Raw genomic sequence first — 25461 nt, forward strand, 5'->3', positions numbered from 1 at the left:
TTCATTGTGCCATAGTCACCACACGCCGGCTTAGAAGCCGTGTGGATAAGATATTTTGCTGTACGTTATCGAATAGCACTGATTTAAGGTGGGCCAAACAAGCAGGGGGGACAGATGATGCGCCGCACGCGCCGCAGCCGGACCGCAGGTCAAGTGCTGCTCTTCGTCCTCCCGCTCATGGCCGGCTCGGCGGCGGCCCAGGATCGCGTCGCGATCGAACAGATCCAAGCCCTAGCCCAACGCGCCGCGGCCGGTGCTCCGGGGCGGGCGATCCAGGAGAGCGACTACATCCTGGGCAACCAGTCCGGCATCCTGCTGCTCAGCCCGAGCCTCCCGCCCCAGCCGGCAGCCAATCAAGCCCAGGCCCTTCAGGTCGGAACAGGCAACATCTCCACGATCGACATGTCGGGCTACGGGAATGTCGCGGTCCAGAGCATCATCGGCGCGCGCAATACGGTGACGCAGCAGCAGACAGGCTCCTACAATCAGTCGACAGTCTCGGTCTTCGGCGATTCCAACACCGTCGGTACCCGGCAGGACGGCAGCGGCGCGGCCGCGACGATCACGGTCCGCGGCGACAACAACGCCATCTCGGCGCAGCAGCAGGGCAACAACGCCCTGCCGATCAGCATCACGCAAGTCGGCAACGGCGCCAACGTCTCGGTCACCCGGAGGTAACCCCATGCGCTTGTCCCGTCTCCTCGGGCCGCTCGTCTGCGGCACGGCTCTCCTTGCGGGCGCAGAGGCGCAGGCCAGCAGCCTCGTCTACCAGCCGATCAACCCGTCCTTCGGGGGAAGCCCCCTGAACGGCGCCTGGCTGCAGGCCGAGGCCGCCGCCCAGAACGACGCGCAACGGTCCGCCCAGCGCGACCAGCAGCTGTTCTCGGCGGCCCAGAGCAACGCCAACACCAAGACCCCCGGTCAAATCTTCGCCCAGCAGTTGCAGACGCAGATCTACAGCTCGCTGGCGAACCAGATCACCCAGGCCCTCTTCGGCGAGAACGCCCAGCAGAGTGGCAGCTACAGCTTCGGCGGATCCCAGGTCACGTTCCAGCGTCTGGGGACCAACATCCAGCTCCAGATCTTCGACGGCCAGTCGACCACCACCATCGTCGTCCCGGCGACGGCGGCTGCCGGCGGCAGCGCGATCGCCACGACGCCGCTCTCGGGCGCGCCCTGAAGCCGGGCGCAGGACGATGGAAACCGATCATCCTTGGCGGCCGGCTTCGCCGACCTGTGCCGCGCGAGCGGACGCGGCGGACCGGCATGCGGACCGGAACGGAGACGGCGTTGCCCGTGCGTAGCCTTCTGAACAGCCTGGTCGGCGCCGTCATCCTGTGTGCGGGCCTCGCCGCCTGCGCCCCCTGGGAGCGGGAGCTGCTTGCCCAGGCCCCGGTGGTGACGCCGCCGTCGCCCACCGACCTCAATCTGGAGACGCTGCCGCCGCCGACCCGCCGGGTCGACATCGCGATCTACAGCTTCCCGGACCTCACCGGTCAGAACAAGCCGAACGACAACATCGCGGAATATTCCCGCGCGGTCACGCAGGGCGGGGGCGCCTTCGTGGTCGACGCCCTGCGGCGCGCCGGCCGCGGCCAGTGGTTCTCGGTGGTGGAGCGCACCGGTCTCGCCAATCTGCTGCAGGAGCGGCAGCTCATCCGGGCCACGCGCCAGGAATTCGAGGGCGTGGAGGCCAAGCCGCTGCCGCCGATCCGGTTCGCCGGCCTGATCGTGGAGGGCGGCATCATCGGCTACGATGCCAACACCGTCACGGGCGGCGCCGGCGCCAACCTTCTGGGCATCGGCGGCGACACCAAATACCGGCGCGACGAGGTGACGGTGGCGATGCGCATCGTCTCCGTGCAGAGCGGCGAGGTGCTCAACAGCGTCACGGTGACGAAGACGATCTACTCGGTCGCCCTCAACGCCAACGCGTACCGCTACGTGGCGGTGGCCAAGCTGCTGCAGGTCGAGGCGGGCGTGACCCGCAACGAGCCGACCCAGATGGCCGTCCGCGAGGCGATCGACCTCGCCGTCTACGCGACGATCATGGAAGGCACGCGCAAGAAGCTCTGGCGCTTCCGGGACCCGGTGCTCGGGACGCGCTTGGTCGACGCGTACCTCGCCCGCGACAAGCCGACGCCGCTCGAGGTTCCGGCCGCAGAGGCGCCGGTGGCGCCGGTGGGGCCGGTGGTGGTCAAGTCCTGAACCGCCATGCTGGAGCCCGTCGCACGCCCGCTCCGGTTCGGCCACCGCCGCAGGGGCGTGCGGGGGCCGCTCGCCCTCTGTCTCGTTCTGGCCGCCGCCCTGACCCCGATCATCGCGCCCCGGGCATCGAGCACCGCGCGTGCCCCGATGGCGCCGGATGCGGCCGACCTCACACCCTTCGCGCAAAGTGCGCCGCCGCCGATTGGGCCGGTGGCCAGCTTGGTCCGGTGGCCGGCGATCAGTCCGGCGATCAGTCCGGCCATGGCCGACCTTCTGGTCCTGGATCGGGGCGCGTTCCAGCCGATCGATGCCGCGTCACTGCTGTTCTCGCGGGGTGATGGCGACCTGGACCGGCTGATCGCGACCGCGGCCGCGGCCAACGACCTGCCGCCCGACTTCTTCCTGCGCCTTCTGCGTCAGGAGAGCGGCCTCAATCCCTATGCGGTCAGTCCGGTCGGCGCACAGGGAATCGCCCAGTTCATGCCCGGGACCGCCGCCGAGCGCGGCCTGCGAAACCCGTTCGATCCCGTGGAGGCGATTCCGAAATCCGCCGAACTCCTGCGCGAGCACCGCGCGCGCTTCGGCAATCTCGGTTTGGCGGCCGCCGCGTACAATGCCGGCCCTCAGCGCGTGCGCGGATGGCTCGACGGCCGTTCGGGCATGCCCGCCGAGACGCGCGACTACGTGATCCGCATCACGGGCCGCCCCCTGGAGGAGTGGGCCCTGCAGAGCGGCCGGTCCCTGCCGGGGACGGCGCTGGCCTTCCTCGCCCCGCGCAGTCTCGGCACTGCCTGGGCCGGCCGCGCCGACCCGCTCCTGCGTCCTGCGTCCCTGCTGGGGACCGAGCCGGTCTTGCGCGACGGGCCCGTGCCGTCGACGGCGCGCTCCGCCAGGACGAGGTCCCAGCGCCCGTCGGCACGGAGCCCGCAGCCGCGCTCCGAGCAGGCCCTCTGCGCGGTCCTGAACGGCGAAGGCCGCACCTGCCTCGTCCAGGCGGTCTACTGAGGGGGCGCGAGCTGCTCGATCCGGACCGCCTGGGCGGGCGTGGTCGGCTGGCGGCTCTGCCGAAGCCTGCGCCGCTTCCCGCGCCGTGATGCCCCCGCCGCCGGGATTGGGCCTGCCGCCTCAAGCAGGGACCGGTCGATCACCGGCGCCCGCTGAAACGCAGCCGGTCGCGGGCCGGGCGCGAGGCGCTGCCCCTCATAGAGTTCGATGCAGTCCCGGAGGGCCGTCGGGTCGCGGATGAAGGTGCAGTCGTTCACGTTCGGCACCGGCGCGCCCTGCGCCGCAGCGGCGGTGATGCTCCCCGCGGCGGCGGCGGCGAACACAATCGTCCGCAGTGCAAATCCGGACATGGATGAACCTCACGGCCGTGCAGGCGAGTCGCCGCGTCGGCCTGAAACTACATTATTCAGCGTCTATCAGAACATTCACCTATCCTGCCAGTTCCGAAATTCTGATTTCGCTCGAACTCCAGAGGCCAGATCTGGGCCGCGGCCGCCGGTCGGGCGCGCGGCCGAGGCCCGCCCGACTTCGCCGCCCCGTTTCGCAGCATCGACCGGCGCACGGCGAACCGCCGCGCCGCCGAGGGGGCCATCTCTACATCCGCAAGTCATGTCGGCGAGACGGCCGGCTCCTGGTGGCCTGCAAGCGGCGGAACCTGGCGCAGGCGCCCCCTCGTCCGACCGATGCCTGCGGGACGGGCCTGATCGGCAACGGCACAGCGATCCGGTGGGATGTCGGTGAGGGCCGCTCAAGGCGATCCCCCGGAGCGCGGCAAGCTGCAGCGCCAAAAGGACTGCCCCTTCACGGGGGGCGGATCACTCTGCCGACGGCCCCGCGCAGCCCGCACGGTCCGCCTATGGGATGGCGTCACAGTCCGCTGAGTGACGGTATCGGGTCGAACGCAGCCGTTCGCGCGGCCAATCCGGCCGTGTTCAGATTCTAGACGCCCGCCCGCGATGGCCCGCCCACCTGCCGCAGGGCCTCGCCGGCGATCATCGCGGCCGCAACCGCGACGTTGAGCGAGCGCAGGCCGGGCCGGATCGGCACCACGATCCGGGCATCGGCCGCCGCGTGCACCGCCTCCGGTACGCCGGCGGATTCGCGTCCCATCATCACGCAATCGTCCGGGCGGAAGGCGAAGTCCGTGTAGGGCAGGGCGCCCGCCGTGGTTGCGAGGACGAGCCGGATCCCGGCCTCGGCCCGCCACGCCGCGAAGGCCGCGAAGGAGCGGTGCCGCGTGATCGCCACGTGGTCGAGGTAGTCGAGCCCGGAGCGGCGCAGGTGCCGGTCGGAGACATCGAAGCCCGCGGGTTCCACGATCTCCACCGCGAGCCCCAGGCAGGCGGCCATGCGCAGCATCGTGCCGGTGTTCTGGGGAATGTCGGGCTGGTAGAGGGCGAGACGGAGCATGACACCCGCCTTGTGCGGGGTGGGGCCCGCGCCGTCAAAGACCCGCGCCGACGACGCACAGCCGGCAAACCGCTGCGGCGGCCCCCGCCGATGCCGAGACCGGGCGGAACTTAAGCCCCGCCAGAACCTTGAGGCGGCGCCACCCCATGTTCGGCCTCCGTCTGAAAGACCTGCTCCGATGCGCACCCCGCTCCTCGCCTCGGCCCTCCTGCTGGCCGGCCTCGCCACCGCCTCGGCGCAGACCGACGGCACCAAGCCGGACGGCGGCAGCGCCGCGACCCCGGTTCCCGGCGCACCCGCCACCATGGCCGACAACCTGCGCCCGACCTTCGTGGCTCAGACCCCCGACGACATGGTCGCCAGCAAGCTGATCGGCTCCAGCGTCGTCAACGGCGCCAACGAGACGATCGGGCAGATCGCCGATTTCGTCCTCGACCAGAAGGGCGCCGTGAAGGCCTGGATCATCGGGGTCGGCGGCTTCCTGGGGATCGGCTCGAAATACGTCGCGGTCGACCCGTCCGTGCTCAAGCTCGACCGCACCGACGGCAAGACCCTTCAGGCACGGATCGACACGACCAAGGACCAGCTCCGGGCGGCGCCGGAATACGTCTATCTCGGCAAGGAGCCGCCGAAGGGCGCCGCTCCGGCGAGCCCCGCGGGGGAGCCGGCGCAGAAGCCCTGACCGCGCCGACGGCGCGGGGCCGGGCGGCCGGCGGCACCGCGCCGGCTTGCCTCCGTGCGCCGTTGTGTGCTGTGCCGGCCTCCCCCGGAGGTCGGAACCCGTCCCATGCGCCGCGCCCTCGTCCCGCTTCTCGCCTTCTGCCTCGGCCTCGTGGGCCTCACCGGGGCGGCGGTGTTTGCGTTCCTGCCCGACAAGGCGCCGGTGGGCGTACCCGGCGTCGGCGGCCCGTTCACCCTCGTGAACCAGGACGGACGCACCGTGACCGAGCGCGATTTCGCCGGGGCCACCCATCTCGTGTTCTTCGGCTTCACCCACTGCCCGGATGTCTGCCCGACCACCCTGCAGCAGATCTCCGCCGTGCTGGCCGCCCTCGGGCCGAAGGGCCAGGCGATGCGGGTCGCCTTCATCACGGTGGATCCCGAGCGGGACGATCCGGCGAGCCTGAAGACCTACCTGTCGAGTTTCGATCCGCGCATCACCGGCCTCACCGGGACCCCCGAGCAGGTCACCGCCACCGAGAAGGCGTACCGGGCCTATGCCCGCAAGGTGCCGGCCAAGGACGGCGACTACACGATGGAGCATACCGCCCTGGTGTACATCATGGACGCGCAGAACCACTTCCTCGGCGCCCTCGACCTGACCCGGCCGGCCGACGAGGTCGCTGCGCAGCTCGCCAGGAAGATCTGAGCGCGGGGTGGTCCGGCCGGGGACGCGCTACAGCGTCATCCCGGCATGGAAGCGGTCGGGGGAGAGGGGCAGCAGGAACTGCACGCCGAAGCCGCCCTCGAAATAGCGGACCAGCCGCCCCGGCGTGCTGCCCACCGTGACGGCGGCGCCAAGGGGCAGCGGCACCGGGCAGGAGATCGCCACGCCCGACATCGAGATGTCGATGAGGCGTGCCCTGATCTCGCGGCCGCTCTCGACGCGCAGGATCACGGCCGTGTTGGTCGGGACGAGACGCTCGTGCGAGCGCCCCTCCGGCAGCCCCAGCATCTCCCGGTTGGCCAGCCAGGTGAGCTGAGAGGCGAGCTTGTCCCGCTTGCGCGGCGTGGCGTTGAGCTGGACCGCAAAGCCGTCCGCGCAGGGGCGGGCGATCACGCCTTCGATCCGGCCGATATGCTCCAGGTAGAGCACCACGCGTTCGCCGACTTCGCCCTGCACCGCGCAGGTCAGCCGCACGCCGCCCGGCGACATGTCCACCGTCTGGCAGGGGTACTCCCGACGATCGGCCAGCATGTAGCGGCCGAGCACGGCGACCCGCACGCGCTGGTGCCGGCGCTGGTCGGCCGCACCGCGCGCCGGCTCGGGGGGCGCCCCGCGTCGATCTGTTCCGGCGGTGGCCGCGACCGCGATCATTCCGAGATAGGTCCTACGCCGAGATAAAGGCCGGTACAGACTAAGCTCGGACTGTTACGAAACCCTTTTTTCCTGCTTCTGCGTGTTTCGGCCCTGTAGAAGCATTCACTATCGGACGTTGCCTCGACGGGCGCGATCGACTTTCGCCGTGACGGTGTTCTCGGATTCCCGCGCGGATCCGCTCGTGGCAGCGAGCGTCATCCCAGTGAATCTTCGAATGAATACAATCCTCAGGCACGCCCGCCGGCGTGGACGAGGAGGTGACCGTGGCGCACCGGTCCGGGATAGGTGGCGCTCGTGCGCACGGCGGTGCGGGCGGGCGGCCCCGCCTCGGGACGGCGGCTGGGCAGGATGCGCAGGGAGGTTGTCTCGGCTTCCATCAGCGGGCGCAGGCCGAGCCAGTGCGGCGCACCGTCGAGGCTCAGGGTGCCGAGGGCGCGGACCTGGGTCCGGCCGCGGTGGCGCAGGGGCAGGAGCAGGAGTTCGAGGTCCGCCGCCTCGCCGGCCGCATTCGTGCCGCGCAGGCCCGCCACGACGCCGAGCGTGTCGCTGGCGACGATCTCGACGATCCGCCAGGGATCCGGCGCCCGGGAACCCCAGAGCCGGGCGAAGGGCTCACCCTTCAGCTCACGGCCATACAGGGCGCAGACCCGCGTCCCTGCGAGCCGGATCGTCGCGGAACGGGCGAGCATGTCGAGTTCCAAGATCAGGCTGTCGGCGAGAAGGTGCCGGATCTCGCCCGGCTCGATCTCGGCGCGCTCCGGAGCAGCCCGCTCTCCGCGCAGGCGCTCCCAGTAGGCGTGGAGCATGCGGCTGGTGGGATGTTTCATCGGTGTCCCGATTCTCAACGCCTGTGGTTCATCCCCGGATCACTCTGGCACATCCGCGCGGGTGTGACGGGCCGATCCGGGCGCTCACCGCGTCTGGGCGCATGGGCCGTGCCGGCCCGGTGCGTCCGCGCATCGCTGGACCGACCGGCGACGCGCGGCCCGGGGGTTAGCGCGTCAGGGCCGGCGACACAATCGTCGCACCCCGCGCGGCGCTCAGCCGTCATCCGGGGCGGAACCGGTGCGAAGACAGATGGGCGCCGTGTGATGGACTGGTATCCTCTGCGTCTTTGCGAGCTTCAATACGTCGCCGGGGCTTGCCCAGTCGCGCCGCGCCCCGACATGGTGCCGCGATGGATGCCTCCCCCGACTTTCCGCGGCAGAGCCGCGTGCCCGTGTTCAACATGCCGGGGGTTGTCACCCTCGCGATCGGGCTTCTTCTGGCGATCCAGGCGGTGCGCGAGTTCCTGCTGCCGGACACCTGGGACATCCGCCTCGTCCTCGACCTGGCGCTGATCCCGGCGCGCTGGACCCTCTGGTTCGATCCCGGCCAGGCCACCGAGGTGATCCGCGCGGCCGCCGATACGGGCGATCCCAGCCTGGAGGCGGCCCGCGAGGCCTTCGCCCGCTACATCGTGGGCGAGCACGCCCTCCAGCCCTGGACGCTCGTCACCTACGCGCTGCTGCACGGCTCGTGGATGCACGTGATCTTCAACAGCGTCTGGCTCGCGGCCTTCGGCGCCCCGGTGGCGCGCCGCTGCGGCGCCCTGCGCTGGTGCGTCCTCGCCCTTGCCGGCACCGCGGCCGGGGGCCTGTTCCACATCCTGATCGATCCCCTGGGCGCCGGGCCGCTGGTCGGCGCCTCGGCGGGGATCTCGGCCCTGATGGCGGCCGCCGCCCGCTTCGTGTTCCAGCCGCCGGTCTCCGGCTACGGCGCGCCGGCCTGGCAGGTGCCGCCGGCCCGGCCCGCCGAGACGATCCCCGAATTGCTGCGCAACCGGACGGCCGTGTCGTTCCTGGTGATCTGGCTCCTGACCAACCTGCTCTTCGGCCTCGTCAGCATGCCGCTGGTCGGCGAGAACGCCGCCATCGCCTGGGACGCGCATCTCGGCGGCTTCATCGCGGGCTTCTTCCTGTTCCCTCTCGTCGATCCTCGGGAGCCGCGGCGGCACTGAGCACCTTGCCATCCGGCCGGATCGGTCACACACTCGCCACAATGTGAACGCGCCGGGCCCAACCCGGCCGAGAACGCAATCAGGGCGCCGCGGGCTGACGGCGTACCGGACGCGTCACAAGGGAGAGAGCCATGACCGTCGCACGCATCCTCGCCGAGAAGGGAAGCTCCGTCGTCACCGTGAGCCCCGACAAGACACTGGAGGACGTGATCCAGATCCTCGCCGACAAGCGGATCGGTGCCCTGGTGGCCGCCCATGCCGACGGGACGGTGGCGGGCATCATCTCCGAGCGGGACATCATGCGTGCGCTGGCCCGGCACGGAGGCTCGGCCTTCGACGCGCCGGTCTCGGCCCATATGACCACCGCGGTCACGACTTGCGGTCGGAGCACCACGATCGAGGAGGTCATGGCGCTGATGACCGACGGGCGCTTCCGCCACGTGCCGGTCTGCGAGGACGGGCGGCTGATCGGCCTCGTCTCGATCGGCGACGTGGTGGCGCGCAAGATCGCCTCCGTCGAGGCCGAGCAGCAGGCCCTGCGCGACTACATCACGATGGCGTAGGGGCGCGAAGCCTCACGTCTCTCGCGCCCTCCGCCCCCGGGCTTCACCGGTTCAGAGCAGGCCGGCGGTGCCGGAGCGCGACGCGCGCCCTCTCCCGCACGGGAGAGGGGACCTGCGCGCCTCCGCGTCGACGGACGAGCGGGCCGACAGCTCAAGCCCATGATCGCCCGCGGTCCGTTTCACGCCTTCATGGGATCGAGGGTGACGTGCCAGAGGTCGGTGTCGGCCGCGTCCTTGAGGGTCACAGTCATCTGCTCGGTCCGACCGTCCACCGCCACGTGGCCGAAGAACTGGTAGCCGGCGGCCGGCGACAGGTTCACCTGACCCTTGTCGGGCGCCTTCACGAAGCGCAGCTGCGGCCCGAACGTGTTGTCCAGGGCGTTCGGCCCGAAGGTGCCCGCGTGCAGCGGGCCGGAGACGAACTCCCAGAACGGGTCGAAATCCTGGAACTGCGCCTTGTTGGGGTCGTAGTAGTGGGCGGCCGTGTAGTGCACGTCGGCCGTGAGCCAGACCGTGTTGCGGATCCCCGCGCTCTTGATGAAGCGCAGGAGGTCGGCGATCTCCAGTTCGCGCCCCAGGGGCGGCCCGTCGCCCTGCGCCACCGCCTCCGAGCCGAAATTCCGGTCGACGTCGTAGGTCACCACGAGGCCGAGGGGCATGTCGGCGGCGATCACCTTCCAGGTCGCGCGGGAGTCGAGCAGCGCCTGCTTCAGCCACGCGAGTTGCTGCGGCCCGAGGAAGTGGGATTCGGGGCCGTACTCCGTCTGCTTGTTCTCGCCGTTCGGCCCCCGGTAGGAGCGCATGTCGAGCATGAACACGTCGACCAGCGGACCGTAGGCGATCTTGCGGTAGACCCGGCCGGGTTCCGCCGGCTCGAAGCGCATCGGCATGTACTCGTGAAACGCCTTGGCCGCCCGCAGCTGCAGGGCCAGGACGTTCGGGTCGGAGTATTTCTTCTTGAGGTGCTCGGCCCGGGTGAGGGGTTCGCCCGGCCACCAGTTGTTGGTGACCTCGTGGTCGTCCCACTGCGCCAGGATCGGCACGGCGGCGTTCATCGACAGCACGTTCCGGTCGGTGAGGTTGTACTTGTGCCGGCCCCGGAACTCCGCGAGCGTCTCGGCGGGCTTGGCCACCTCCTCGGTGACCCGGTTGCGCCACAGGCTGCCGTCGGGGAGCTTCACCTCGGACTGGATCGGCCCGTCGGCGTAGATCGTGTCGCCGGAATGGATGAAGAAGTCCGGCCGGTTCTTCAGGATGGCCGAGTAGATCGTCATGCCGCCGCGGGCCTCGTCGATGCCCCAGCCCTGGCCCGCCGTGTCGCCCGACCAGCAGAACGACACCGTGCGCCTGTCCGCCGGCGCGGTACGGAACCGGCCGATCTGAGCCGGTCCGACGATCGTCGGAGAGGCGATGTCCTGGAGGCGGACCCGGTAGAACACGTCCTGGCCGGCCGGCAGCCCGGTCAGGGCCACCTTCACGGTGCCATCGGTCTCGGGCAGCGCGTCGGCGAAGACGCCGCCGCGGATGTCGGAAAAGCTCTCGGTGGTCGCCCATTCGACGATCGCCCGGGCGGGCCGGTCGGAGCGCGCCCAGACGACCGCCGAGTCGGTGCCGACATCGCCCGATTGCAGGCCGTGTGTGAGGACCGGCCGGTCGGCGGCACGGCTCAGGCTGGGGCGCCCGAGGCCGGAGGCCAGCCCGACGAGGCTCGCGCCCCCGGACAGCAGGATCTGACGGCGACTCGTATACATTGGAAGCCCTCCAGTATGCAGGGCGCCCATCGCAGGCGGTCGCGACAGCCGGATGACGGGCGGGCACGCAGGCGGGCTGGATCGGGTCCCGACAGCCTCACGCCCGAGCCGCGGCACCTTCAAGCATAGTGCGGATCCGGGGCAGGGCGGCCCGGGCGGCGCGGTGCCCCAGAGCAATGCCCTCCGCGGCGCGGTGGAAATCGAACAGCCCGAAGGCGCCGAGATCCGGGCCGATGGCGACGTCCGGCGGGTCGCGTTCCAGCCGCGCCCGCGAGATCCGATCCTGGGTGGTGTTGAAGGCGTCGAGCACCACCCGGGCGATGCCCGGTACGGCGAGCTCGGGCTCGGGACGGTCGAAACCCGGCAGGCGTCCGCGCACCACCTGCAGAAGGCCCCGGCGCGGGGGCGGATGCGGCGCCTCGCGCACCACCGGACCGCCGGTATCGCCGTTGAGGTTCACGCAGATGACCAGGTCGGCACCCAGCGCCCGGGCCAACGCCACCGGCACCGGGTTGACCAGAGTCCCGTCCATCAGCACGCGGCCCGCGTGGGCCACCGGTGGGAACAGGCCGGGAATCGCGTAGGAGGCGCGCACCGCATCCACCGCCGGGCCCTCGGTGAGGCTGATCTCGTCGCCGGTGCCGTACTCGGTGGCGACGCAGCCGAAGCGGATGGGCAGCGTCTCGATGCGGCGCGCGCCGAGATCCGCCGCGAGGCGCTGACGCAGGCGGTTGCCGGCGATCAGGCCGGAGCCCGGCAGACGGGGATCGATGAGCCCGACGACGCGGCGCCGGGTCAGCGCCCGGGCGAAGGCTTCGAGCCGGTCGAGGCGCCCGGCCGCGTAGCAGGCGCCGACCACCGCGCCGATGGAGCAGCCCGCCACAACGGTCGGATGGATGCCGGCTTCCTCGAGGGCACGGATCACCCCGATATGCGCCCAGCCCCGGGCCGAGCCCCCGCCGAGCGCGAGCCCGACCCGCGGTCCGGCACTCGGCGACGGCCGGACCGGCTCGACGGTTCCGGGAAGGAAATGGGGATCGGCGGATTCGTCTTGCCACCGTGTGGCAAGAGGGTGGTTCATCGCCCGGCGGCCTTCAGGACGATCCGGCCGTCCGCCTCACGGACGACGCTGCGGTAGAAGCAGTCCCGCCGGCCGGTGTGGCAGCAGCCGCCGTCGCCCCCGACCTCGACGCGGATCAGCAGGGCGTCCTGATCGCAATCGACCCGCATCTCGACCACGCGCTGGATCTGACCGCTGGTCGCCCCCTTGTGCCAGAGTTCGCCCCGCGAGCGCGACCAGTACCAAGCCTCGCCGGTCTCGAGCGTGCGCGCCAGCGATTCGGCGTTCATGTGGGCGAGCATCAGCACCCGCCCGTCTTGCGCGTCCACCGCGATGCAGGCGACGAGCCCGTCGCGGTCGAATCGGGGCGTGAGGGCCGTACCTTCCTCGACCTCGGCGCGGGTGCCGGGGGGAGCGAAAGCGATGTCGCGGGCAGTCATGGGCAGGTCGTCGCCTGAGGCTACTTGGCGCCGCCGCGCACCAGGGTCAGGAAGCGGACCTGCTCGTTGGCATTGTCCTTGAAGACGCCGCGGAACTGGCTGGTGATGGTCGAGACGCCGGCCTTCTGGACGCCGCGCATCGCCATGCAGAGATGCTCGGCCTCCACCATCACGGCGACGCCGCGGGGCTTGAGGATGCTCTCGATCACGTCGGCGATCTGGGCGGTCATCGTCTCCTGGGTCTGCAGGCGGCGGGCGAAGGTGTCGACCACGCGGGCGAGCTTCGACAGGCCGACCACGCCCCGGGTCGGGTAGTAGGCGATGTGGGCGAGGCCCATGAACGGCACCATGTGGTGCTCGCAATGGGAGTGGAACGGGATGTCGCGCACCAGCACGATGTCCGAGTAGCCCTCGACCTCCTCGAAGACGCGTTCGAGGAGCTTCTCGGCATCGACCCCATAGCCGCCGAACAGCTGCTCGTAGGCCTTGGTGACCCGGGCCGGCGTGTCGAGCAGGCCCTCGCGGGTCGGATCGTCGCCGGCCCAGCGCAGGAGCGTGCGCACGGCGGCCTCGGCCTCGGCGCGGCTCGGGCGGCCGGTCTCGATCCCGTCCGGGACGCGGGTGGCGGAAGCCGGCTCGGGCGCGACCTCGATGGGACGCCCGTCATCCACCGGCCGATTGTCATTGCGCATGCCGTTCAGCCCTTGCCCATCACTCCCGTTCCGGCCGAAACCCTGGCCATCGCCCTGGTAGGACAAGGATTTGAGCGCGGCATCCATGGCATCTCCGGCCCGCGCGATGCGGGACTTCATCGGGGTGCTGTCGGGCTTTGCGTACATCGTCGGATCGGGTCGGGCGTTCGAGGGAAGTTCCCGGGCTCGAAAAGGTTTCAAGCCGGCGCCCCGGGATGGTCTAAAGCCGTGAGCACCACCGTGGCCGTGGGCGCGACCCTGGTCGACGGCCCGCCTCCTCGCGAAGCGACCGTACGGCGCCTATATCATCGTTCGCGGGGCAACGCGCAATGCGCGATGCACGCGGCAGAGTCCCGATGGGATTGACGCCTCCGGTTGAGGACCCGATGCTCGACGATATCTACAACCGCCGTATCCTGGAACTCGCCGCCGATATCCCCCGGCTCGGTCGGCTGGAGAACCCGGATGCCAGCGCCACCGCCCATTCCCGCCTGTGCGGCTCGACCGTGACGGTCGACCTCGTCCTCGGCGAGGACGGCCGGGTGACGGATTTCGCCCACGAGGTGAGGGCCTGCGCCCTGGGGCAGGCCTCCTCGTCGCTGATGGGCCGGCACGTGGTCGGCACCACGGCGGAGGAGCTGCGCGGCGTCCGCGAGACCATGCGGGCGATGCTCAAGGAGAACGGGCCTGCGCCCGACGGCGCCTGGGCGGACCTCGCGGTGCTGGAGCCGGTGCGGGCGTTCAAGGCGCGCCATGCCTCGACGCTCCTGACCTTCGACGCGGTGGTGGACGCCCTCGATCAGATCGCCGCCAAGCGACGGGCCGCCTGAGGGCATGGTCCGGCGCGCCGCCCATTGGGCGATCCGCCTGTATCAGCTCACACTGTCGGGTCTGATCGGCCGCCAATGCCGTCATTGGCCGAGCTGCTCCGAATACACCGACACGGCCATCGCCCGGCACGGGGTCTGGCCCGGCGGCTGGATGGGCGTCGCCCGGATCTGCCGCTGCGGCCCGTTCGGAACCCACGGGATCGATCTCGTGCCGGAGCAGCTGCCCGCGAGGGCAGCGTGGTACCGCCCCTGGACCTATGGCCGCTGGCGCGGCGTCGAGGCGCCGCCGTCACCCTTCGCCTGTGAGTCGGTGGCGGAGGGGCGTGGAGCGGACGCGCGGTGAAGGTCGCGATCCCGGCCTGTTTCAGCTGAAGCAGCAGGCGACGGGGTCGATGCCCAGGCGCCGAACAGCCCGCCCGCTCCGGCGTCTGGCCGCTCCGGCCCGTCACAGGGCCTTGTCCACCCGGTACGGGATACGGTCCGCGAGCCGGCGGCGCTCGCCGTGCGACCGGCCGCAACCGAAGGCTTCGACCCCGGTTGTCCTTGCGGAGAGCCCGGCATGTCCGCGGCTCACGGCGAACCGGAGCGGGCACAGAATGTCCACCGAATTCAGAGGCAAGACGCATATCGACATCTATGACCGCGCCATCCGCGAGGAGTGGGCACAGCGCTTCGGCGTCAGCGAGGAGCGGCTGCGCAAGGCTGTGACCATGGTTGGAAGCCGGATCACGAGCGTGGCCGCCTATCTCGACAAGCCGGCCTCCTGAGCGCGGTGGCATCGTGGACGTGCCCCCCGATTTCCGACCGCCTCCGGAGCTTCCGGCGGCGGTGACGCCGTCGGTCGAGCCCGGGCCCTCGTCCGGATCCGACGACGCTGTAACCCAGCCTCCGGCCAGGTCGCCCGATGCCCTCACGTTCGAGCAGATCCGCGAGCGGGCCTACGAACTCTGGGAGCGCAACCACCGGCCGGAGGGTTTCGAGATCGAGTTCTGGCTGCTGGCCGAGCGGGAATTGCGCAAGGAGCGGGAGCGCCGGAAGAGCGCGGATCGGCCGAACCATCCGGCATCCGGTTCGCCGCCGGCCTGAGCGGCGGTCTAGCGAGACCGGGGCATCATCCGCCATCGACCAGGCGGCGCGGGATGACAGCCCCCGGGATGAGGCCGCCCGGGCCGCGGCATCTGGTCGGCGGGGACGGCCTGTGCGAGATTGGTGGAGGGCCACCACAAGGTCGCGGGGGATCGCCCGCATGGCCGCGCAACGCGCAGGGCGCGATCTGCGCTGGGCCTTGCGCGGTCGCGCGCCATGAGAAACTTTCGGCCCCGAAGGCCCGGTCTCCACCGCAACGGGCCGTCCGCTCACCCGTGCGACAGGAGCCCCCGTTGAAGCCCTCCGTCCCCGCTGCCCGAGCCCGGCCCGGTGCGAAGACGGGACTGGTCGCGTGACCGGTCTCGCCGCCCTGAACGACATGGATGCGCCGGCCTTCGAGGCGCTCCTCGGCAGCGTCTTCGAGCATGCGCCCTGGGTGGCTCGGGCCGCCTGGGCCCGGCGGCCCTTCGCCGACATCGCGGATCTGCACGCGGCGATGATGGCGGCGGTGCGTGCCGCCCCCGCCGAAACCCGCCGCGCCTTCCTGAACGGCCATCCGGAACTCGCCGGGCCCGAGGCCCGCGCCCGCAGCCTCACCGCGGATTCCGCGAGCGAGCAGGGGAGTGCGGGCCTCGACCGCATGGGCGAGGCCGACGCGCAAGTCTTCGACCGCCTGAATGCCGCCTACCGGGCGCGCTTCGGCTTCCCGTTCATCATCGCCGTGCGAGGCCGGGGACGGGCCGAGATCCGGTCCATCTTCGAGGCTCGGCTCGGCCGGGATCCGGCGGTCGAGGAAGCGACCGCGCTGGAGGAGGTCGCCCAGATTACCCGGATGCGCCTGGACCGCCTGATCACGCCGTAAGACGACCCGCGACGCGGCGGTCCCGGAACCGGCCCGGGTCTCAGGCCTCGATCGCCGACCGGGCCTCCTTCACGGCCGCCTCGAAGGCGACGAAGGCCGTGGTCGCCTGATCCCAGGCCTGGCTGCGCACGTGGCGGATCAGGGCGGCTGCCTGTTCGCGGGCCTGCGCCAGCGGCCGCTCGATGGCGGCGGCGCGCGTCGAATCGGCGGGGATCCCCTCCGGCGGCGTGTCGGTCGAGCGCATCCCGACCAGGGTCGCCGCGATCGCGCGGCGCCAGGCCGCGCAATCCGCCGAAAGGCGGATCACTTGCTGATCCGCGCTGGTCCCGATCTGGCGATCGAGCAGGGTGCGCCCCAGATCCTCGATCCGACTCAACTGCGCCAGGGCGTCACCGATCTCCCGGCGCGCCTTGTCGGTGCCTTCCGCGATGCGGCCGACATTCTGGGCGATGTCGCCGGTGGCCTGCATCTGCTGGCCGAGGATCTCCGAGGCCTCGCGCATCTGCGCCGCCACATTCGCCACGGCGCCACTCTCGGCCTCGACGCGGGCATTGGCCCGCATCATCGCGGAGGCGCCGGCCTCGACGGCGTTGCGGCTGCGGGTCACCGCGGCCTGCATCGCCGCCATCTCCTCGCGCAGGCCGCTGACCCGCGCCCGGATCTCGTCGGTCGCCTTGGCGGTCTGCGCCGACAGCGTCTTGACCTCCGCGGCGACCACCGCGAAGCCGCGGCCGGCCTCGCCGGCCCGTGCCGCCTCGATGGTGGCGTTGAGCGCCAGCAGATTGGTCTGGGCCGAGATCGCCGCGATGGTGCCGGCCATCTCCTCGATCCGCAGGGCGGCGGTCGAGAAGCTGTCGAGCCGGCTGCCGATCTCTTCAGTCCCCTCTTCGATCCCGCGCATGCCTTCGGTGGCGCGGTGAAGGTCGCCCACGCAGGTGACGATACCGGCCCGGGCCGTCTCGGCAGTCTCGGCCGCCGAGGAGGAGCGGGCGGCGATCTCCCCCGTCGTCGCGGCGAGTTCCTCGCTCGCTGCCGCGATCAGACGGGCCTGCTCGGCGGTGCCGGAGGCGTCGTGGGTCATCCAGCCGATGGAGGTCCCGGCGTCGGAGGCGGAGGCAGACAGGCGCGCCAGGAGCGACAGCCACTCGCGATCGACGGTCGATTCGGGTTCGGGACGCAGAGGTTCCACGATCAGCGCCGCCGCCGGAATTGTGGACGGCGCAGGCGTTATGACCGGGGTTGCGACCGCGTCAGAAACGTGACGCTGCCGACGCAAACTGAACATGCGGGACACTCCGATATCCGAATCGAAGCGGACCCTCGCACAGAACCTTCAATCAATGGTGAAGGATAACCGGATCTGCCCGCCGCCGATATAGCACTCTGCGGAAGTGCAATCGGCGGCGCTGCCAGAGGTTGCGCCTCCAGATATGGATCTATCTGGAGGCGCAATGCTTCATTCGCCCGTCAGAGCGGCCTTGGTGCGCGACCACCAGCCCGCGCGCTTGGGACGGTCCGGATCGGCGGGCGGCGTCAGAACCACCGCCACGGGCTCCGCGGGGACCTCCGCCGGGCCAGCGGTCGCGGCGTCCGGCGCAGCGGCGGGCTCCCGGTCGGCCGGCGCAGGGGCTTCGGCTTCCGCCACCGGCAGATCCACGGCGGTCTCGGTGCGGCCGGCCGCCGGGGCGGCCTCGACCGCCTCCGCCACCGCCTGAGCGCTCACCGGCTCTTCCGCCGACAGGGCCACCGTCTCGCCCACCGCCTCGGGAACATCCTCCGTCTCGGCGGCGTCCCGCGTGCGGCCCTCGCTCCGTCCGCGACCGCCGCGGCGTCCGCGGCGGCGGCGGCGTCCGCCCTCGTCCTCGGCGCGGGCCGCCTCGTCGGGGCCGGCCACGGCCTCGTCGGTCTCCCCGGCCTCGGCTGCGACGGCCTCGGCCGGCGCCTCGGCTGCGGCCGGCTCCTCGCCGTCCCAGTCCTCGTCCCGACCGTCCTCGTCCGAGCGCTCGCCCTCCTGGCGATCATCGTCGCCGCGATCCTCCTCGGCGCGACCGTCCTGACGCCCGCCCCGGCGGCGGCGGCGGCGGCGCCGGCGGCGGCCTTCACCCTCCTCGCGCGTCGACTCCTCGCGCGTCTCGGCGTGGCCCTCCTCGGCCTCGCCCTCGGCATCCGCCTCGACCTCGGCCTCGACCTCGTCGGCCTCCTCGTCCTCGTCCTCGAACTCCGTGGTGGGCGAGATCGCCTGGGCGCGCACGCCCGTCACCGGACCCTCGGCGCGCTGAGCCGGCTCGCCGCGGTCGAGCTGGAAGGCCGCGGTGGCGGCCAGCCGCTCGTCGGCCGCGATCGTGATGGTCACGCCGAAGCGCATCTCCAGCTCGCGCAGGTGCCCGCGCTTCTGGTTGAGGATGTAGAGGGCGACCTCGGTGCGGGTCCGCAGCACGAGGTTGTGGCTCGCCGACTTGAGCAGCGCCTCCTCGATGGAGCGCAGGATGTGCAGGGCCACCGAGGCGGTGGCGCGCACGAAGCCCGAGCCGCCGCAATGGGCGCAGGGGATCGAGGAGGATTCGAGCACGCCCGTGCGGATGCGCTGGCGGCTCATCTCCATGAGGCCGAAGGGCGAGATCCGGCCGACCTGGATGCGGGCGCGGTCGTTCTTCAGGCACTCGTTCAGCTTCTTCTCGACGGCGCGGTTGTTGCGCTTCTCCTCCATGTCGATGAAGTCGATGACGATCAGGCCCGCGAGATCGCGCAGGCGCAGCTGGCGGGCAACCTCCTCGGCGGCCTCCAGGTTCGTCTTGAGGGCGGTGTCCTCGATATCGTGCTCGCGGGTGGCGCGGCCCGAGTTCACGTCGATCGAGACCAGGGCCTCGGTCGGGTTGATCACCAGATAGCCGCCGGACTTCAGCGAGACGTGGCTGGAGAACATCGCGTCGAGCTGCTGCTCGACGCCGAAGCGGGCGAAGATCGGCGTCGGGTCGCGGTAGGGCTTCACGACCTTGGACTGGCCGGGCATCAGCATCCGCATGAAGTCCTTGGCCTCGCGGTAGGCGTCCTCGCCGGCGACCAGAACCTCGTCCAGATCCTTGTTGTACAGGTCGCGGATGGCGCGCTTGATCAGCGAGCCTTCCTCGTAGACCAGCGCGGGCGCCATCGAGGTCAGCGTCAGCTCGCGGACCGACTCCCACAGCCGCATCAGGTACTCGAAGTCGCGGGCGATCTCGGGCTTGGAGCGCGAGGCGCCGGCGGTGCGCAGGATGACGCCCATCCCTTCGGGCACCTCCAGATCCTGCACGACCTCCTTAAGGCGCTTGCGGTCGGCCGCCGAGGTGATCTTCCGGGAGATGCCGCCGCCGCGACCGGTATTGGGCATCAGCACCGAGTAGCGGCCGGCGAGCGACAGGTAGGTGGTGAGCGCCGCGCCCTTCGTGCCGCGCTCCTCCTTGACCACCTGAACCAGGATGATCTGGCGGCGCTTGATCACCTCCTGGATCTTGTACTGGCGGCGGTAGTGGCGGGGCCGCTCGGGGATCTCGGCCAGGGCGTCGCCGTTGCCGCCGACCTGGGCGATCTTGGGCTCGGCGTCGGGATCGTCGGAATCCTCGTCCGACTCGTCCTCATCCTCGTCGGACTCGTCCTCGTCGTCCTCCGACTCGTCCTCGTCCTCATCCTCGTCGTCGGATTCCTCGTCGTCCTCGTCGGACGCGTCATCCGCCTCATCGGCGTCCGCCGGCTCGGCGGTCTCCTCCGCGAGGGACTCGGCCGGCGCTTCGGCGACGGTCAGCGCCCCCGCCACGGCGATGCGGGCCTCGGCCTCGACCGGGGCGTCCTGCTCGGCGGCGGCGTCGTCAGCGACCGGCCCGGCCATGTCGTGCGCCGCCTGCGCCTCGGCAGGGGCGGCCTCGGCGGGGGCAGCGTCGAACGGCGCCTCGGCAGGGGCGGCCTCGGCGGCCTGCGCCGGCTCGTCCTGCGCCACGGGGATGTCGCCGGCGGCGGTCTCGGAGGCGAGGGCCTCCCGCACGGCCTCGGGATGCTCGGCGAGCGTATCGGGCTCGGCGGCCGGATCGAAACCGGCTTCCGTCCGGATCTCGGCCTGATCCTCGGTCTGGGACGCCTCGTGCCCGTCCTCGGCGCTCACGGTCTCGTCGGCGCCGCGGGCGCGGGCCTCGGCGCGGCGGCCGCGGGAGCGGCGCGGCGACCGGCGGCGGCGCTCCTCGCGCTCGCGGTGCTCCTCGGCGTCGCGGGCGTCCTCCTCGAGGAGCGCCTGCCGGTCGGCGAGCGGGATCTGGTAGTAGTCGGGGTGGATCTCGTTGAAGGCCAGGAAGCCGTGGCGGTTGCCGCCATACTCCACGAACGCCGCCTGGAGCGACGGCTCCACCCGGGTCACCTTGGCGAGATAGATGTTGCCGCGCAGCTGACGCCGGTTGGCGGCTTCGAAATCGAACTCCTCGACCCTAGACCCGTGGACCGTGACGACCCGGGTCTCCTCCGGGTGCATCGCGTCGATCAGCATTTTGTTGGCCATGTCGGACTCTCGGCATGGCGGCCGACGTCGTTCTCCGTGCCCGTGGTCCCGGCGGCGCCTCGCCCGACGTCAAACCTGTCGGGTGGGGTGCCGGCCTCGTCGCCGAGGCGGATGGGTTCGAGGGGAAATTGCCGTCAACCGCCGTTCGGCGCCCTGGGCGCCTGGGGTTGAAACAGGCCGGGAGGAGGGACGGACCGGTGCGACGCGCCTCTTGCGCCTCCGGGGCACGCGCAGCTCTATGCTGGGCCGTGCGTCCGTCCATCGTGGTCCCGACCTCGCGAAACAATCTCGGCCGATGGGGATCGGCCGTGAATTCTGGGGTGCGGCGGAGAAGCTCCGCCGCGTCGTGTGACACCTGCCCGATCACGGGCGACACCCGTCGCCGTCAGACGGACCGAAACGGCCCGCCGCGACACCGCGACCGTTTTCGCAAGGAATTCGGTCACGTCCGCGGGCCGTTGCGGCGACCGGCGGGACCGGAGAGGGGTCCTCATCATTACAGACCGCTGTGCGGATTTGGCAAGGGTCAAGCGTGAATAGATGTCACGGGGCTGTCATGGCGCGCGAGGGCGCCGCCGCCGTCCCTGCGTGCGCGGTCCTGCGTCGTGGCGCATCCCCGGGGCCCGGTGCGTGCGCGCGATGCCGGGGCGGCGATCCGGCCGGGAGGATCCTATTCCGCCGCCGCGATCCGCGGTGCCACCCCGGCGAGCGCGGCGGGCTTCGGGCCGCCGGTCGCCCAGTCGAGCAGCTCGACCGTGTGGACGATCGGGATGCCGGTGCCCTTCCCGATCTGCGTGGCGCAGCCGATGTTGCCGGTGGCGATCACGTCGGGGCGCACGCGCTCGATGTTGGCGACCTTGCGGGCGCGCAGCTTCGCAGCCAGCTCCGGCTGCAGGATGTTGTAGGTCCCCGCCGAGCCGCAGCAGATATGGCCCTCGGGCACGTCCTTCACGGTGAAGCCCGCCCGCTTGAGCAGCGTCTTCGGCTCCAGCCGGATGCCCTGGCCGTGCTGCATCGAGCAGGCGGAGTGGTAGGCCACCACGAGGTCGTTCTCGGCCACCGGAGCGAGGTCGAGCAACGCCAGATACTCGGTGACGTCCTTGGCCAAGGACGACACGCGCCGCGCCTTCTCGGCATAGGCGGGGTCGTCGCGGAACATGAAGCCGTAATCCTTGATGGTCGTGCCGCATCCGGACGCGGTGACCAAGATCGCGTCGAGGCCCTTGGCGATCTCGGCGTCCCAGGCGTCGATCGTCTGCTTGGCATGGGCGTGGGCGGAATCCTCCTTGCCCATGTGGTGGGTCAGCGCCCCGCAGCAGCCCTCGTTGGCGTGCACCACCTCGATCCCGTGCCGGTTGAGCAGCCGGATCGCCGCCGCGTTGAAGTCCGGCCGCAACACGCTCTGGGCGCAGCCGCGCAGCAGGGCGACGCGCTTGGTCGCCGGGCCGCCCGTCGGCGGGAACCGGCCCGGCCGGTTGGTCGGCTCGCGGGGCGGCATCCCGGCGGGCGCCAGGTCGAGCATGGCGGCGAGGCGGTTGCCGACCCGCGGCAGCCGCGCCACCAGCCCGCGGACCGGGCTTCCGAGCTTGGCGGCGGCGAGGGCGAGGCGGAACCGGTTCGGGTACGGCAGGACCTGGGCGAGCAGCGTCCGCAGGAACCGGTCGCCGGCCGGCCGCGCGTAGGTCTTCTCGATATGGGCCCGGGCATGGTCGACGAGGTGCATGTAGTGCACCCCGGACGGGCAAGTGGTCATGCACGACAGGCAGGAGAGGCAGCGGTCGATATGCTTGACCACCTCCTGCGAGGCCGGTTTGCCGCCCTCCAGCATGTCCTTGATCAGGTAGATGCGGCCGCGCGGCGAATCGAGCTCGTCGCCGAGCAGCAGGTAAGTCGGGCAGGTCGCCGTGCAGAAGCCGCAATGCACGCAGGTCCGCAGGATCTTCTCCGAGGCCGCCATGGCGGGATCGGCGAGCTGGGCGGGGGCAAAATTGGTCTGCACGGTCTCTTCCTGCCTGCTCTCCGCCCCCCTTGCGGGGCGGAGTTCCGGGATCGCGGATCCCGCATGGGGGGCGCAGGAGGCACCGTTGCGCCCGGTCCTCAGCCACCCCGTTCCTGGCCCCTCCCCGCGGGGGGAGGGGATGAACCTCAAACCTGCGCGTACATCCGGCCGGGGTTGAGCACCCCGGCGGGATCGTGCGCCGCCTTGATGCCGGCGGTGAGCCGCATCAGCGGCTCGGCCAGCGGCTGGAACACCGGCACGGCGGCGCGCACGGCGTCGGGGGCGCGGACCAGCGTGGCGTGGCCGCCCTGGGTCTTCACGGCCCGGCGCACCGCATCGGCGCCGGCATCGCCCTCGGCACCGGTGGCGAGCCAGATCAGGCCGCCGCCCCAGTCGAAGAACCAACGCGCGGCGCGCTCCGCCGCCACCGCCGCCGCCAGGGCCGGCCCGTGGGTCGGCGCGGTGGAGATCCGCCAGAGGGCGGCCTCCCGCGGCTCGGCGAGCGGCGCGGCGTCCCGCACGGACCGCCAGAGGGCGGCGCCGGCCTCGCCGTCCACGATCTCGGGCTGGCCGTAGCGCTTGAGCAGGCGGCGCAGCTCGCCCGTGCGGTAGTCGATGGAGTCGGAAAAGCCTTCGAGGCGCATCAGGGTCCGCGCCTCCGGGGCTCCGATCCCCGCCGGCAGATGCGCGGCGCCGGTGAGTTCGAAGGGCGAGCCGAGGGCCTCCGAAAGGGCCGTCACCGCCCGGGCATCGTCCAGCCCGGAGAAGACGAGGGTCGCCACGCGCTCGCAGGCCGGCAGCACCTTGAAGGTGACCTCGGTGAGCAGGCCCAGCGTGCCGTGGGCGCCGGCCATCAGCTTCACGAGGTCGAGCCCGGTGACGTTCTTCATCACCCGCCCGCCCGACTTGATCGCCTCGCCCCGCCCGTTGACGAAGCGCACGCCGATCAGGCTGTCCCGGGCCGCCCCGGCATTGATGCGGCGCGGGCCGGCATTGTTGATCGCCGCCACCGCGCCGAGGGTCGGCGCGCCGGAGCTGCCGTAGAGGCCGCGCAGGTCCATCGGCTCGAAGGGCAGCATCTGGCCCCGGGAGGCGAGCAGCGCCTCGACCTCGGCCAGCGGCGTGCCCGCCCGGGCCGCCACCACCATCTCGGCGGGTTCGTAGAGCGTGACGCCGGTCAGCGCCTTCGCGGAAAGCGTCGCGCTGTCCTGCGCGGGCCGACCGAGCCCCGCGGCGGTGCCGCCGCCCGCGAGCCGCAGGCGCTCGCCGCGCCCGGCGGCCGCCCGCACGATCTCCCCGGCCTCCGCCTCGGTGCCGGGCTCGTACACGCCCATCGTTTCCGTCCCGGTCCTGTTTGTATCCATTCCAGGACGGGTGTCGCCGGATCCGGCGGCGGATTCAAGCGGAGGTGGAGTCGCGGGGTTTCAGCGGGCGGGTTTCCTGTGCGGGGCTGCCGCGAAGGCGCCTGCCTGGGGCCTGGAACCCTGCTCCGCCGCCAGGGTCCGCGCGGGACGCAGACGCGCCAGGACCTGACGGCGCAGGCCGGCGATGTCGAAGATCCAGACCAGCGCCCCGTAGAGGGCCGTCCCGGCCGGGACCAGGACCGCCAGCGCGGTGGCGGGCGGCAGGTGCCGGAAGGGGGCGAGCGCGAGGCCCATCGCCGCGCAGGCGAGGGCCGCGACGCCGATCTCCCCCCAGGGCAGCACGATCCGCTCGGCGCCGGTGAGGGCGCGCCAGCCGAGCCACAATCCCGCGGCGGCGAGCCCGGCGGTCTGCGCCAGGGCGACGCCGATCCCGCCCATCCGGTCCGGCAGGATCAGAAGGCCGGCGCCGTTCACCGCGAGGCCGACCAGGGCGGCGGCGACCACCGGCAGGGTCCGGCGGCGGATCTGGAAGACCGGGTTGAGGGCGTAGAACATCATCGACAGGCAGAAGAGGCCCGGCATCAGCACGGTGCTGTAGGTCTCGAACGGCCCGCGATAGGCGTCCGGCACGACCAGTCCCTGGAGGGCCGGCAGCACCGCCCAGAAACCGACCGCGCAGGGTGCCAGCAGGGCGAACACCGTGCCGGCATTGGCGGCGACCTGCGCCTCGGCGGCGGCGCGGCCGCTCTGCTCCTCCGCCTGCACGGCGAGCTGGAACAGGAGCAGGTCGAGGGCGGTGCCGAGCGTCGTCATCGCGCGCGCGGTGACGTCGGCGGCCAGTGCGAAGTAGCCGGCCTCGGCGAAGCCGGCATGGCTGGCGATGGCGCCCCGGTTCACGAAGGCGAGGCACTGATAGGCGGTGTTGGCGGCGATGAGCGGCAGGCCGTAGCGGGCGAAGACCCTCCAGGTCGCCGACAGGCGCGGCCGTTCGAAGGGCGTGTGCGGGTCGCGCAGCGGGTGGCGCAGCAGGAGCACCGCGAGGAGCTGGCTGAGCCCCGCCGCCGCCAGCACCCAGGCCGGCTGGGGCAGCCACCACGCCGCCGCCGCCATCAGGGCGAAGGACAGGACGTTCTTCACCGCGACGAGGCCGAGATAGAGCTTGCCGTCGAACCGGGCCCGGGCGAGGGCCGCGTGGTAGTCGAACACGCCGATGCCGAGCGCCGCGAGGCCGGTTCCGCACAGGACCGCCTCGCGTCCGTCGGCGCCGCCGGCGAAGCCGAAGGCCCCGCACAGGGCGGCGGCGGCCAGAAGCAGCAGGCCGATGCGCAGATAGGCTCGGTCGAGCCCGTGGCGGATCCACGGCTCGTCGACCCGCACCCGTCCCGAGTAGAACCGCGTCGCCGAGAGGCGCAGCCACTCGAACAGCACCGTGTTCAGCACGATGGCGCCGGTGGTCGCGAGGGCGAACCGGCCGAAATCGGCCGGCCCCAGCAGCTTGGCGATCAGCAGGCCGAGGACGAAGTTGAGCCCCGCATTGATGACGAAGGCGGCGATCACGGCCATGGACGGCGTCTCATGCGCGGCGGGGTCGCCCCGCCCGTTCCCGCGCTGTAGCGCGCGAGCCGTAAGACT

26 protein-coding genes are annotated in these 25461 nt (G+C 71.6%); 13 read left to right on the top strand and 13 right to left on the bottom strand.

Translation table 11 applies throughout. From position 1 onward, the window contains the following. Positions 1-114: 114 nt before the first annotated feature. From MCBMB27_RS20135 to MCBMB27_RS20150, 4 genes are all read left to right on the top strand, one after another. Entirely contained in the window at positions 115-678 is a 564-nt protein-coding gene (locus MCBMB27_RS20135) for a hypothetical protein (RefSeq protein WP_236952757.1), read from the top strand. A gap of 4 nt (positions 679-682) precedes the next feature. Next, complete coding sequence (locus MCBMB27_RS20140; protein WP_043759862.1) at positions 683-1180, top strand: curli assembly protein CsgF; 498 nt, start codon at positions 683-685, stop codon at positions 1178-1180. A gap of 116 nt (positions 1181-1296) precedes the next feature. Next, positions 1297-2208 carry a CsgG/HfaB family protein gene (locus tag MCBMB27_RS20145; RefSeq protein ID WP_043379424.1) on the top strand — a complete coding sequence of 304 codons (912 nt, stop codon included), beginning with the start codon at positions 1297-1299 and terminating at the stop codon, positions 2206-2208. 6 nt (positions 2209-2214) lie between these two features. Continuing rightward, positions 2215-3213 carry a lytic transglycosylase domain-containing protein gene (locus tag MCBMB27_RS20150; protein ID WP_043759864.1) on the top strand — a complete coding sequence of 333 codons (999 nt, stop codon included), beginning with the start codon at positions 2215-2217 and terminating at the stop codon, positions 3211-3213. Here the strand turns inward: MCBMB27_RS20150 and MCBMB27_RS20155 are convergent. Together MCBMB27_RS20155 and MCBMB27_RS20160 are read right to left on the bottom strand one after the other, a co-directional pair. Next, positions 3207-3563, bottom strand: a complete 357-nt coding sequence (locus MCBMB27_RS20155) for a hypothetical protein (RefSeq protein ID WP_043355336.1) — start codon at positions 3561-3563, stop codon at positions 3207-3209. The genes MCBMB27_RS20150 and MCBMB27_RS20155 overlap by 7 nt on opposite strands. Positions 3564-4152: 589 nt before the next feature. Next, entirely contained in the window at positions 4153-4623 is a 471-nt protein-coding gene (locus MCBMB27_RS20160; RefSeq protein WP_043355337.1) for a tRNA (cytidine(34)-2'-O)-methyltransferase, read from the bottom strand. A 178-nt stretch (positions 4624-4801) separates the two neighbouring features. Between MCBMB27_RS20160 and MCBMB27_RS20165 the strand changes: the two genes are divergently transcribed. Then, positions 4802-5305 carry a PRC-barrel domain-containing protein gene (locus MCBMB27_RS20165; RefSeq protein WP_043355339.1) on the top strand — a complete coding sequence of 168 codons (504 nt, stop codon included), beginning with the start codon at positions 4802-4804 and terminating at the stop codon, positions 5303-5305. Positions 5306-5410: 105 nt separating this feature from the next. Then, complete coding sequence (locus MCBMB27_RS20170) at positions 5411-5992, top strand: SCO family protein (RefSeq protein WP_043355341.1); 582 nt, start codon at positions 5411-5413, stop codon at positions 5990-5992. Positions 5993-6019: 27 nt separating this feature from the next. On the opposite strand, the gene MCBMB27_RS20175 is transcribed toward MCBMB27_RS20170, so the two are convergent. Then, positions 6020-6661: a PilZ domain-containing protein gene (locus MCBMB27_RS20175; protein WP_043355343.1), complete on the bottom strand. Its 642-nt coding sequence runs from the start codon at positions 6659-6661 to the stop codon at positions 6020-6022. A gap of 230 nt (positions 6662-6891) precedes the next feature. Next, positions 6892-7491, bottom strand: a complete 600-nt coding sequence (locus MCBMB27_RS20180) for a PAS domain-containing protein (RefSeq protein WP_043379090.1) — start codon at positions 7489-7491, stop codon at positions 6892-6894. Positions 7492-7841: 350 nt separating this feature from the next. Here MCBMB27_RS20180 and MCBMB27_RS20185 point away from each other — a divergent pair, with 350 nt between their 5' ends. Both MCBMB27_RS20185 and MCBMB27_RS20190 read left to right on the top strand, forming a co-directional pair. Further along, a complete protein-coding gene (locus tag MCBMB27_RS20185; protein WP_043355351.1) occupies positions 7842-8663 on the top strand; it encodes a rhomboid family intramembrane serine protease in 822 nt (273 codons plus the stop codon). Between the two features lie 131 nt (positions 8664-8794). Then, a complete protein-coding gene (locus tag MCBMB27_RS20190; RefSeq protein WP_043355353.1) occupies positions 8795-9226 on the top strand; it encodes a CBS domain-containing protein in 432 nt (143 codons plus the stop codon). A 179-nt stretch (positions 9227-9405) separates the two neighbouring features. Here MCBMB27_RS20190 and MCBMB27_RS20195 read toward each other — a convergent pair whose 3' ends face one another. The 4 genes from MCBMB27_RS20195 to folE all read right to left on the bottom strand — a co-directional run bounded on the left by MCBMB27_RS20195 (position 9406) and on the right by folE (position 13316). After that, a complete protein-coding gene (locus MCBMB27_RS20195) occupies positions 9406-10977 on the bottom strand; it encodes an alkaline phosphatase D family protein (RefSeq protein ID WP_075381139.1) in 1572 nt (523 codons plus the stop codon). A 97-nt stretch (positions 10978-11074) separates the two neighbouring features. Further along, positions 11075-12058 (bottom strand): patatin-like phospholipase family protein, encoded by a 984-nt coding sequence (locus MCBMB27_RS20200; protein WP_043379096.1) that lies wholly within the window; start codon positions 12056-12058, stop codon positions 11075-11077. Further along, positions 12055-12477 carry a phosphoribosyl-AMP cyclohydrolase gene (gene hisI / locus MCBMB27_RS20205; protein WP_075381140.1) on the bottom strand — a complete coding sequence of 141 codons (423 nt, stop codon included), beginning with the start codon at positions 12475-12477 and terminating at the stop codon, positions 12055-12057. Before hisI ends, MCBMB27_RS20200 begins: the two co-directional genes overlap by 4 nt. Positions 12478-12497: 20 nt before the next feature. Further along, the gene (gene folE / locus MCBMB27_RS20210; protein WP_043379097.1) at positions 12498-13316 is read right to left on the bottom strand and encodes a GTP cyclohydrolase I FolE; all 819 of its coding nucleotides are present in this window, start codon (positions 13314-13316) and stop codon (positions 12498-12500) included. 239 nt (positions 13317-13555) lie between these two features. Here folE and MCBMB27_RS20215 point away from each other — a divergent pair, with 239 nt between their 5' ends. The 5 genes from MCBMB27_RS20215 (at position 13556) to uraD (ending at position 15947) form a co-directional block, all read left to right on the top strand. Further along, a complete protein-coding gene (locus MCBMB27_RS20215; protein WP_043355362.1) occupies positions 13556-13999 on the top strand; it encodes an iron-sulfur cluster assembly scaffold protein in 444 nt (147 codons plus the stop codon). A 4-nt stretch (positions 14000-14003) separates the two neighbouring features. After that, positions 14004-14342, top strand: a complete 339-nt coding sequence (gene yidD / locus MCBMB27_RS20220; RefSeq protein ID WP_075381141.1) for a membrane protein insertion efficiency factor YidD — start codon at positions 14004-14006, stop codon at positions 14340-14342. Between the two features lie 253 nt (positions 14343-14595). Next, the gene (locus MCBMB27_RS20225; RefSeq protein WP_075381142.1) at positions 14596-14766 is read left to right on the top strand and encodes a DUF3606 domain-containing protein; all 171 of its coding nucleotides are present in this window, start codon (positions 14596-14598) and stop codon (positions 14764-14766) included. A 13-nt stretch (positions 14767-14779) separates the two neighbouring features. Further along, complete coding sequence (locus MCBMB27_RS30930) at positions 14780-15085, top strand: DUF2934 domain-containing protein (protein ID WP_043379099.1); 306 nt, start codon at positions 14780-14782, stop codon at positions 15083-15085. Positions 15086-15437: 352 nt separating this feature from the next. Then, complete coding sequence (gene uraD / locus MCBMB27_RS20235) at positions 15438-15947, top strand: 2-oxo-4-hydroxy-4-carboxy-5-ureidoimidazoline decarboxylase (protein WP_210187508.1); 510 nt, start codon at positions 15438-15440, stop codon at positions 15945-15947. Between the two features lie 40 nt (positions 15948-15987). On the opposite strand, the gene MCBMB27_RS20240 is transcribed toward uraD, so the two are convergent. The 5 genes from MCBMB27_RS20240 to MCBMB27_RS20260 all read right to left on the bottom strand — a co-directional run bounded on the left by MCBMB27_RS20240 (position 15988) and on the right by MCBMB27_RS20260 (position 25392). Continuing rightward, positions 15988-17136, bottom strand: coding sequence for a methyl-accepting chemotaxis protein (locus MCBMB27_RS20240; protein ID WP_236952758.1), 1149 nt, complete (start codon positions 17134-17136; stop codon positions 15988-15990). A 267-nt stretch (positions 17137-17403) separates the two neighbouring features. Continuing rightward, on the bottom strand, positions 17404-20466 hold the full coding sequence (locus MCBMB27_RS20245; protein WP_075381143.1) for an Rne/Rng family ribonuclease: 3063 nt from the start codon (positions 20464-20466) through the stop codon (positions 17404-17406). Between the two features lie 670 nt (positions 20467-21136). Then, positions 21137-22465 (bottom strand): glycolate oxidase subunit GlcF, encoded by a 1329-nt coding sequence (glcF, locus tag MCBMB27_RS20250; RefSeq protein WP_043379110.1) that lies wholly within the window; start codon positions 22463-22465, stop codon positions 21137-21139. A gap of 146 nt (positions 22466-22611) precedes the next feature. Continuing rightward, positions 22612-23799, bottom strand: coding sequence for an FAD-binding protein (locus MCBMB27_RS20255; RefSeq protein WP_053609306.1), 1188 nt, complete (start codon positions 23797-23799; stop codon positions 22612-22614). Between the two features lie 90 nt (positions 23800-23889). Beyond that, complete coding sequence (locus tag MCBMB27_RS20260; RefSeq protein ID WP_051045044.1) at positions 23890-25392, bottom strand: lipopolysaccharide biosynthesis protein; 1503 nt, start codon at positions 25390-25392, stop codon at positions 23890-23892. Positions 25393-25461: the final 69 nt, after the last annotated feature.

The organism is Methylobacterium phyllosphaerae (assembly GCF_001936175.1).
Lineage (GTDB): Bacteria > Pseudomonadota > Alphaproteobacteria > Rhizobiales > Beijerinckiaceae > Methylobacterium > Methylobacterium fujisawaense.

Excerpts from the sequence above, each read along its gene's own strand:
- MCBMB27_RS20160 (WP_043355337.1), bottom strand. The coding sequence starts at position 4,623 with ATGCTCCGTCTCGCCCTCTACCAGCCCGACATTCCCCAGAACACCGGC.
- MCBMB27_RS20195 (WP_075381139.1), bottom strand. The coding sequence starts at position 10,977 with ATGTATACGAGTCGCCGTCAGATCCTGCTGTCCGGGGGCGCGAGCCTC.
- MCBMB27_RS20180 (WP_043379090.1), bottom strand. The coding sequence starts at position 7,491 with ATGAAACATCCCACCAGCCGCATGCTCCACGCCTACTGGGAGCGCCTG.
- MCBMB27_RS20225 (WP_075381142.1), top strand. The coding sequence starts at position 14,596 with ATGTCCACCGAATTCAGAGGCAAGACGCATATCGACATCTATGACCGC.
- MCBMB27_RS20245 (WP_075381143.1), bottom strand. The coding sequence starts at position 20,466 with ATGGCCAACAAAATGCTGATCGACGCGATGCACCCGGAGGAGACCCGG.
- MCBMB27_RS20155 (WP_043355336.1), bottom strand. The coding sequence starts at position 3,563 with ATGTCCGGATTTGCACTGCGGACGATTGTGTTCGCCGCCGCCGCCGCG.
- MCBMB27_RS20190 (WP_043355353.1), top strand. The coding sequence starts at position 8,795 with ATGACCGTCGCACGCATCCTCGCCGAGAAGGGAAGCTCCGTCGTCACC.
- folE (WP_043379097.1), bottom strand. The coding sequence starts at position 13,316 with ATGTACGCAAAGCCCGACAGCACCCCGATGAAGTCCCGCATCGCGCGG.
- MCBMB27_RS20140 (WP_043759862.1), top strand. The coding sequence starts at position 683 with ATGCGCTTGTCCCGTCTCCTCGGGCCGCTCGTCTGCGGCACGGCTCTC.
- MCBMB27_RS20260 (WP_051045044.1), bottom strand. The coding sequence starts at position 25,392 with ATGGCCGTGATCGCCGCCTTCGTCATCAATGCGGGGCTCAACTTCGTC.
- MCBMB27_RS20255 (WP_053609306.1), bottom strand. The coding sequence starts at position 23,799 with ATGGGCGTGTACGAGCCCGGCACCGAGGCGGAGGCCGGGGAGATCGTG.
- yidD (WP_075381141.1), top strand. The coding sequence starts at position 14,004 with ATGGTCCGGCGCGCCGCCCATTGGGCGATCCGCCTGTATCAGCTCACA.
- MCBMB27_RS20175 (WP_043355343.1), bottom strand. The coding sequence starts at position 6,661 with ATGATCGCGGTCGCGGCCACCGCCGGAACAGATCGACGCGGGGCGCCC.
- MCBMB27_RS20170 (WP_043355341.1), top strand. The coding sequence starts at position 5,411 with ATGCGCCGCGCCCTCGTCCCGCTTCTCGCCTTCTGCCTCGGCCTCGTG.
- hisI (WP_075381140.1), bottom strand. The coding sequence starts at position 12,477 with ATGACTGCCCGCGACATCGCTTTCGCTCCCCCCGGCACCCGCGCCGAG.
- MCBMB27_RS20185 (WP_043355351.1), top strand. The coding sequence starts at position 7,842 with ATGGATGCCTCCCCCGACTTTCCGCGGCAGAGCCGCGTGCCCGTGTTC.
- MCBMB27_RS20165 (WP_043355339.1), top strand. The coding sequence starts at position 4,802 with ATGCGCACCCCGCTCCTCGCCTCGGCCCTCCTGCTGGCCGGCCTCGCC.
- MCBMB27_RS20150 (WP_043759864.1), top strand. The coding sequence starts at position 2,215 with ATGCTGGAGCCCGTCGCACGCCCGCTCCGGTTCGGCCACCGCCGCAGG.
- MCBMB27_RS20215 (WP_043355362.1), top strand. The coding sequence starts at position 13,556 with ATGCTCGACGATATCTACAACCGCCGTATCCTGGAACTCGCCGCCGAT.
- MCBMB27_RS20135 (WP_236952757.1), top strand. The coding sequence starts at position 115 with ATGATGCGCCGCACGCGCCGCAGCCGGACCGCAGGTCAAGTGCTGCTC.
- MCBMB27_RS20200 (WP_043379096.1), bottom strand. The coding sequence starts at position 12,058 with ATGAACCACCCTCTTGCCACACGGTGGCAAGACGAATCCGCCGATCCC.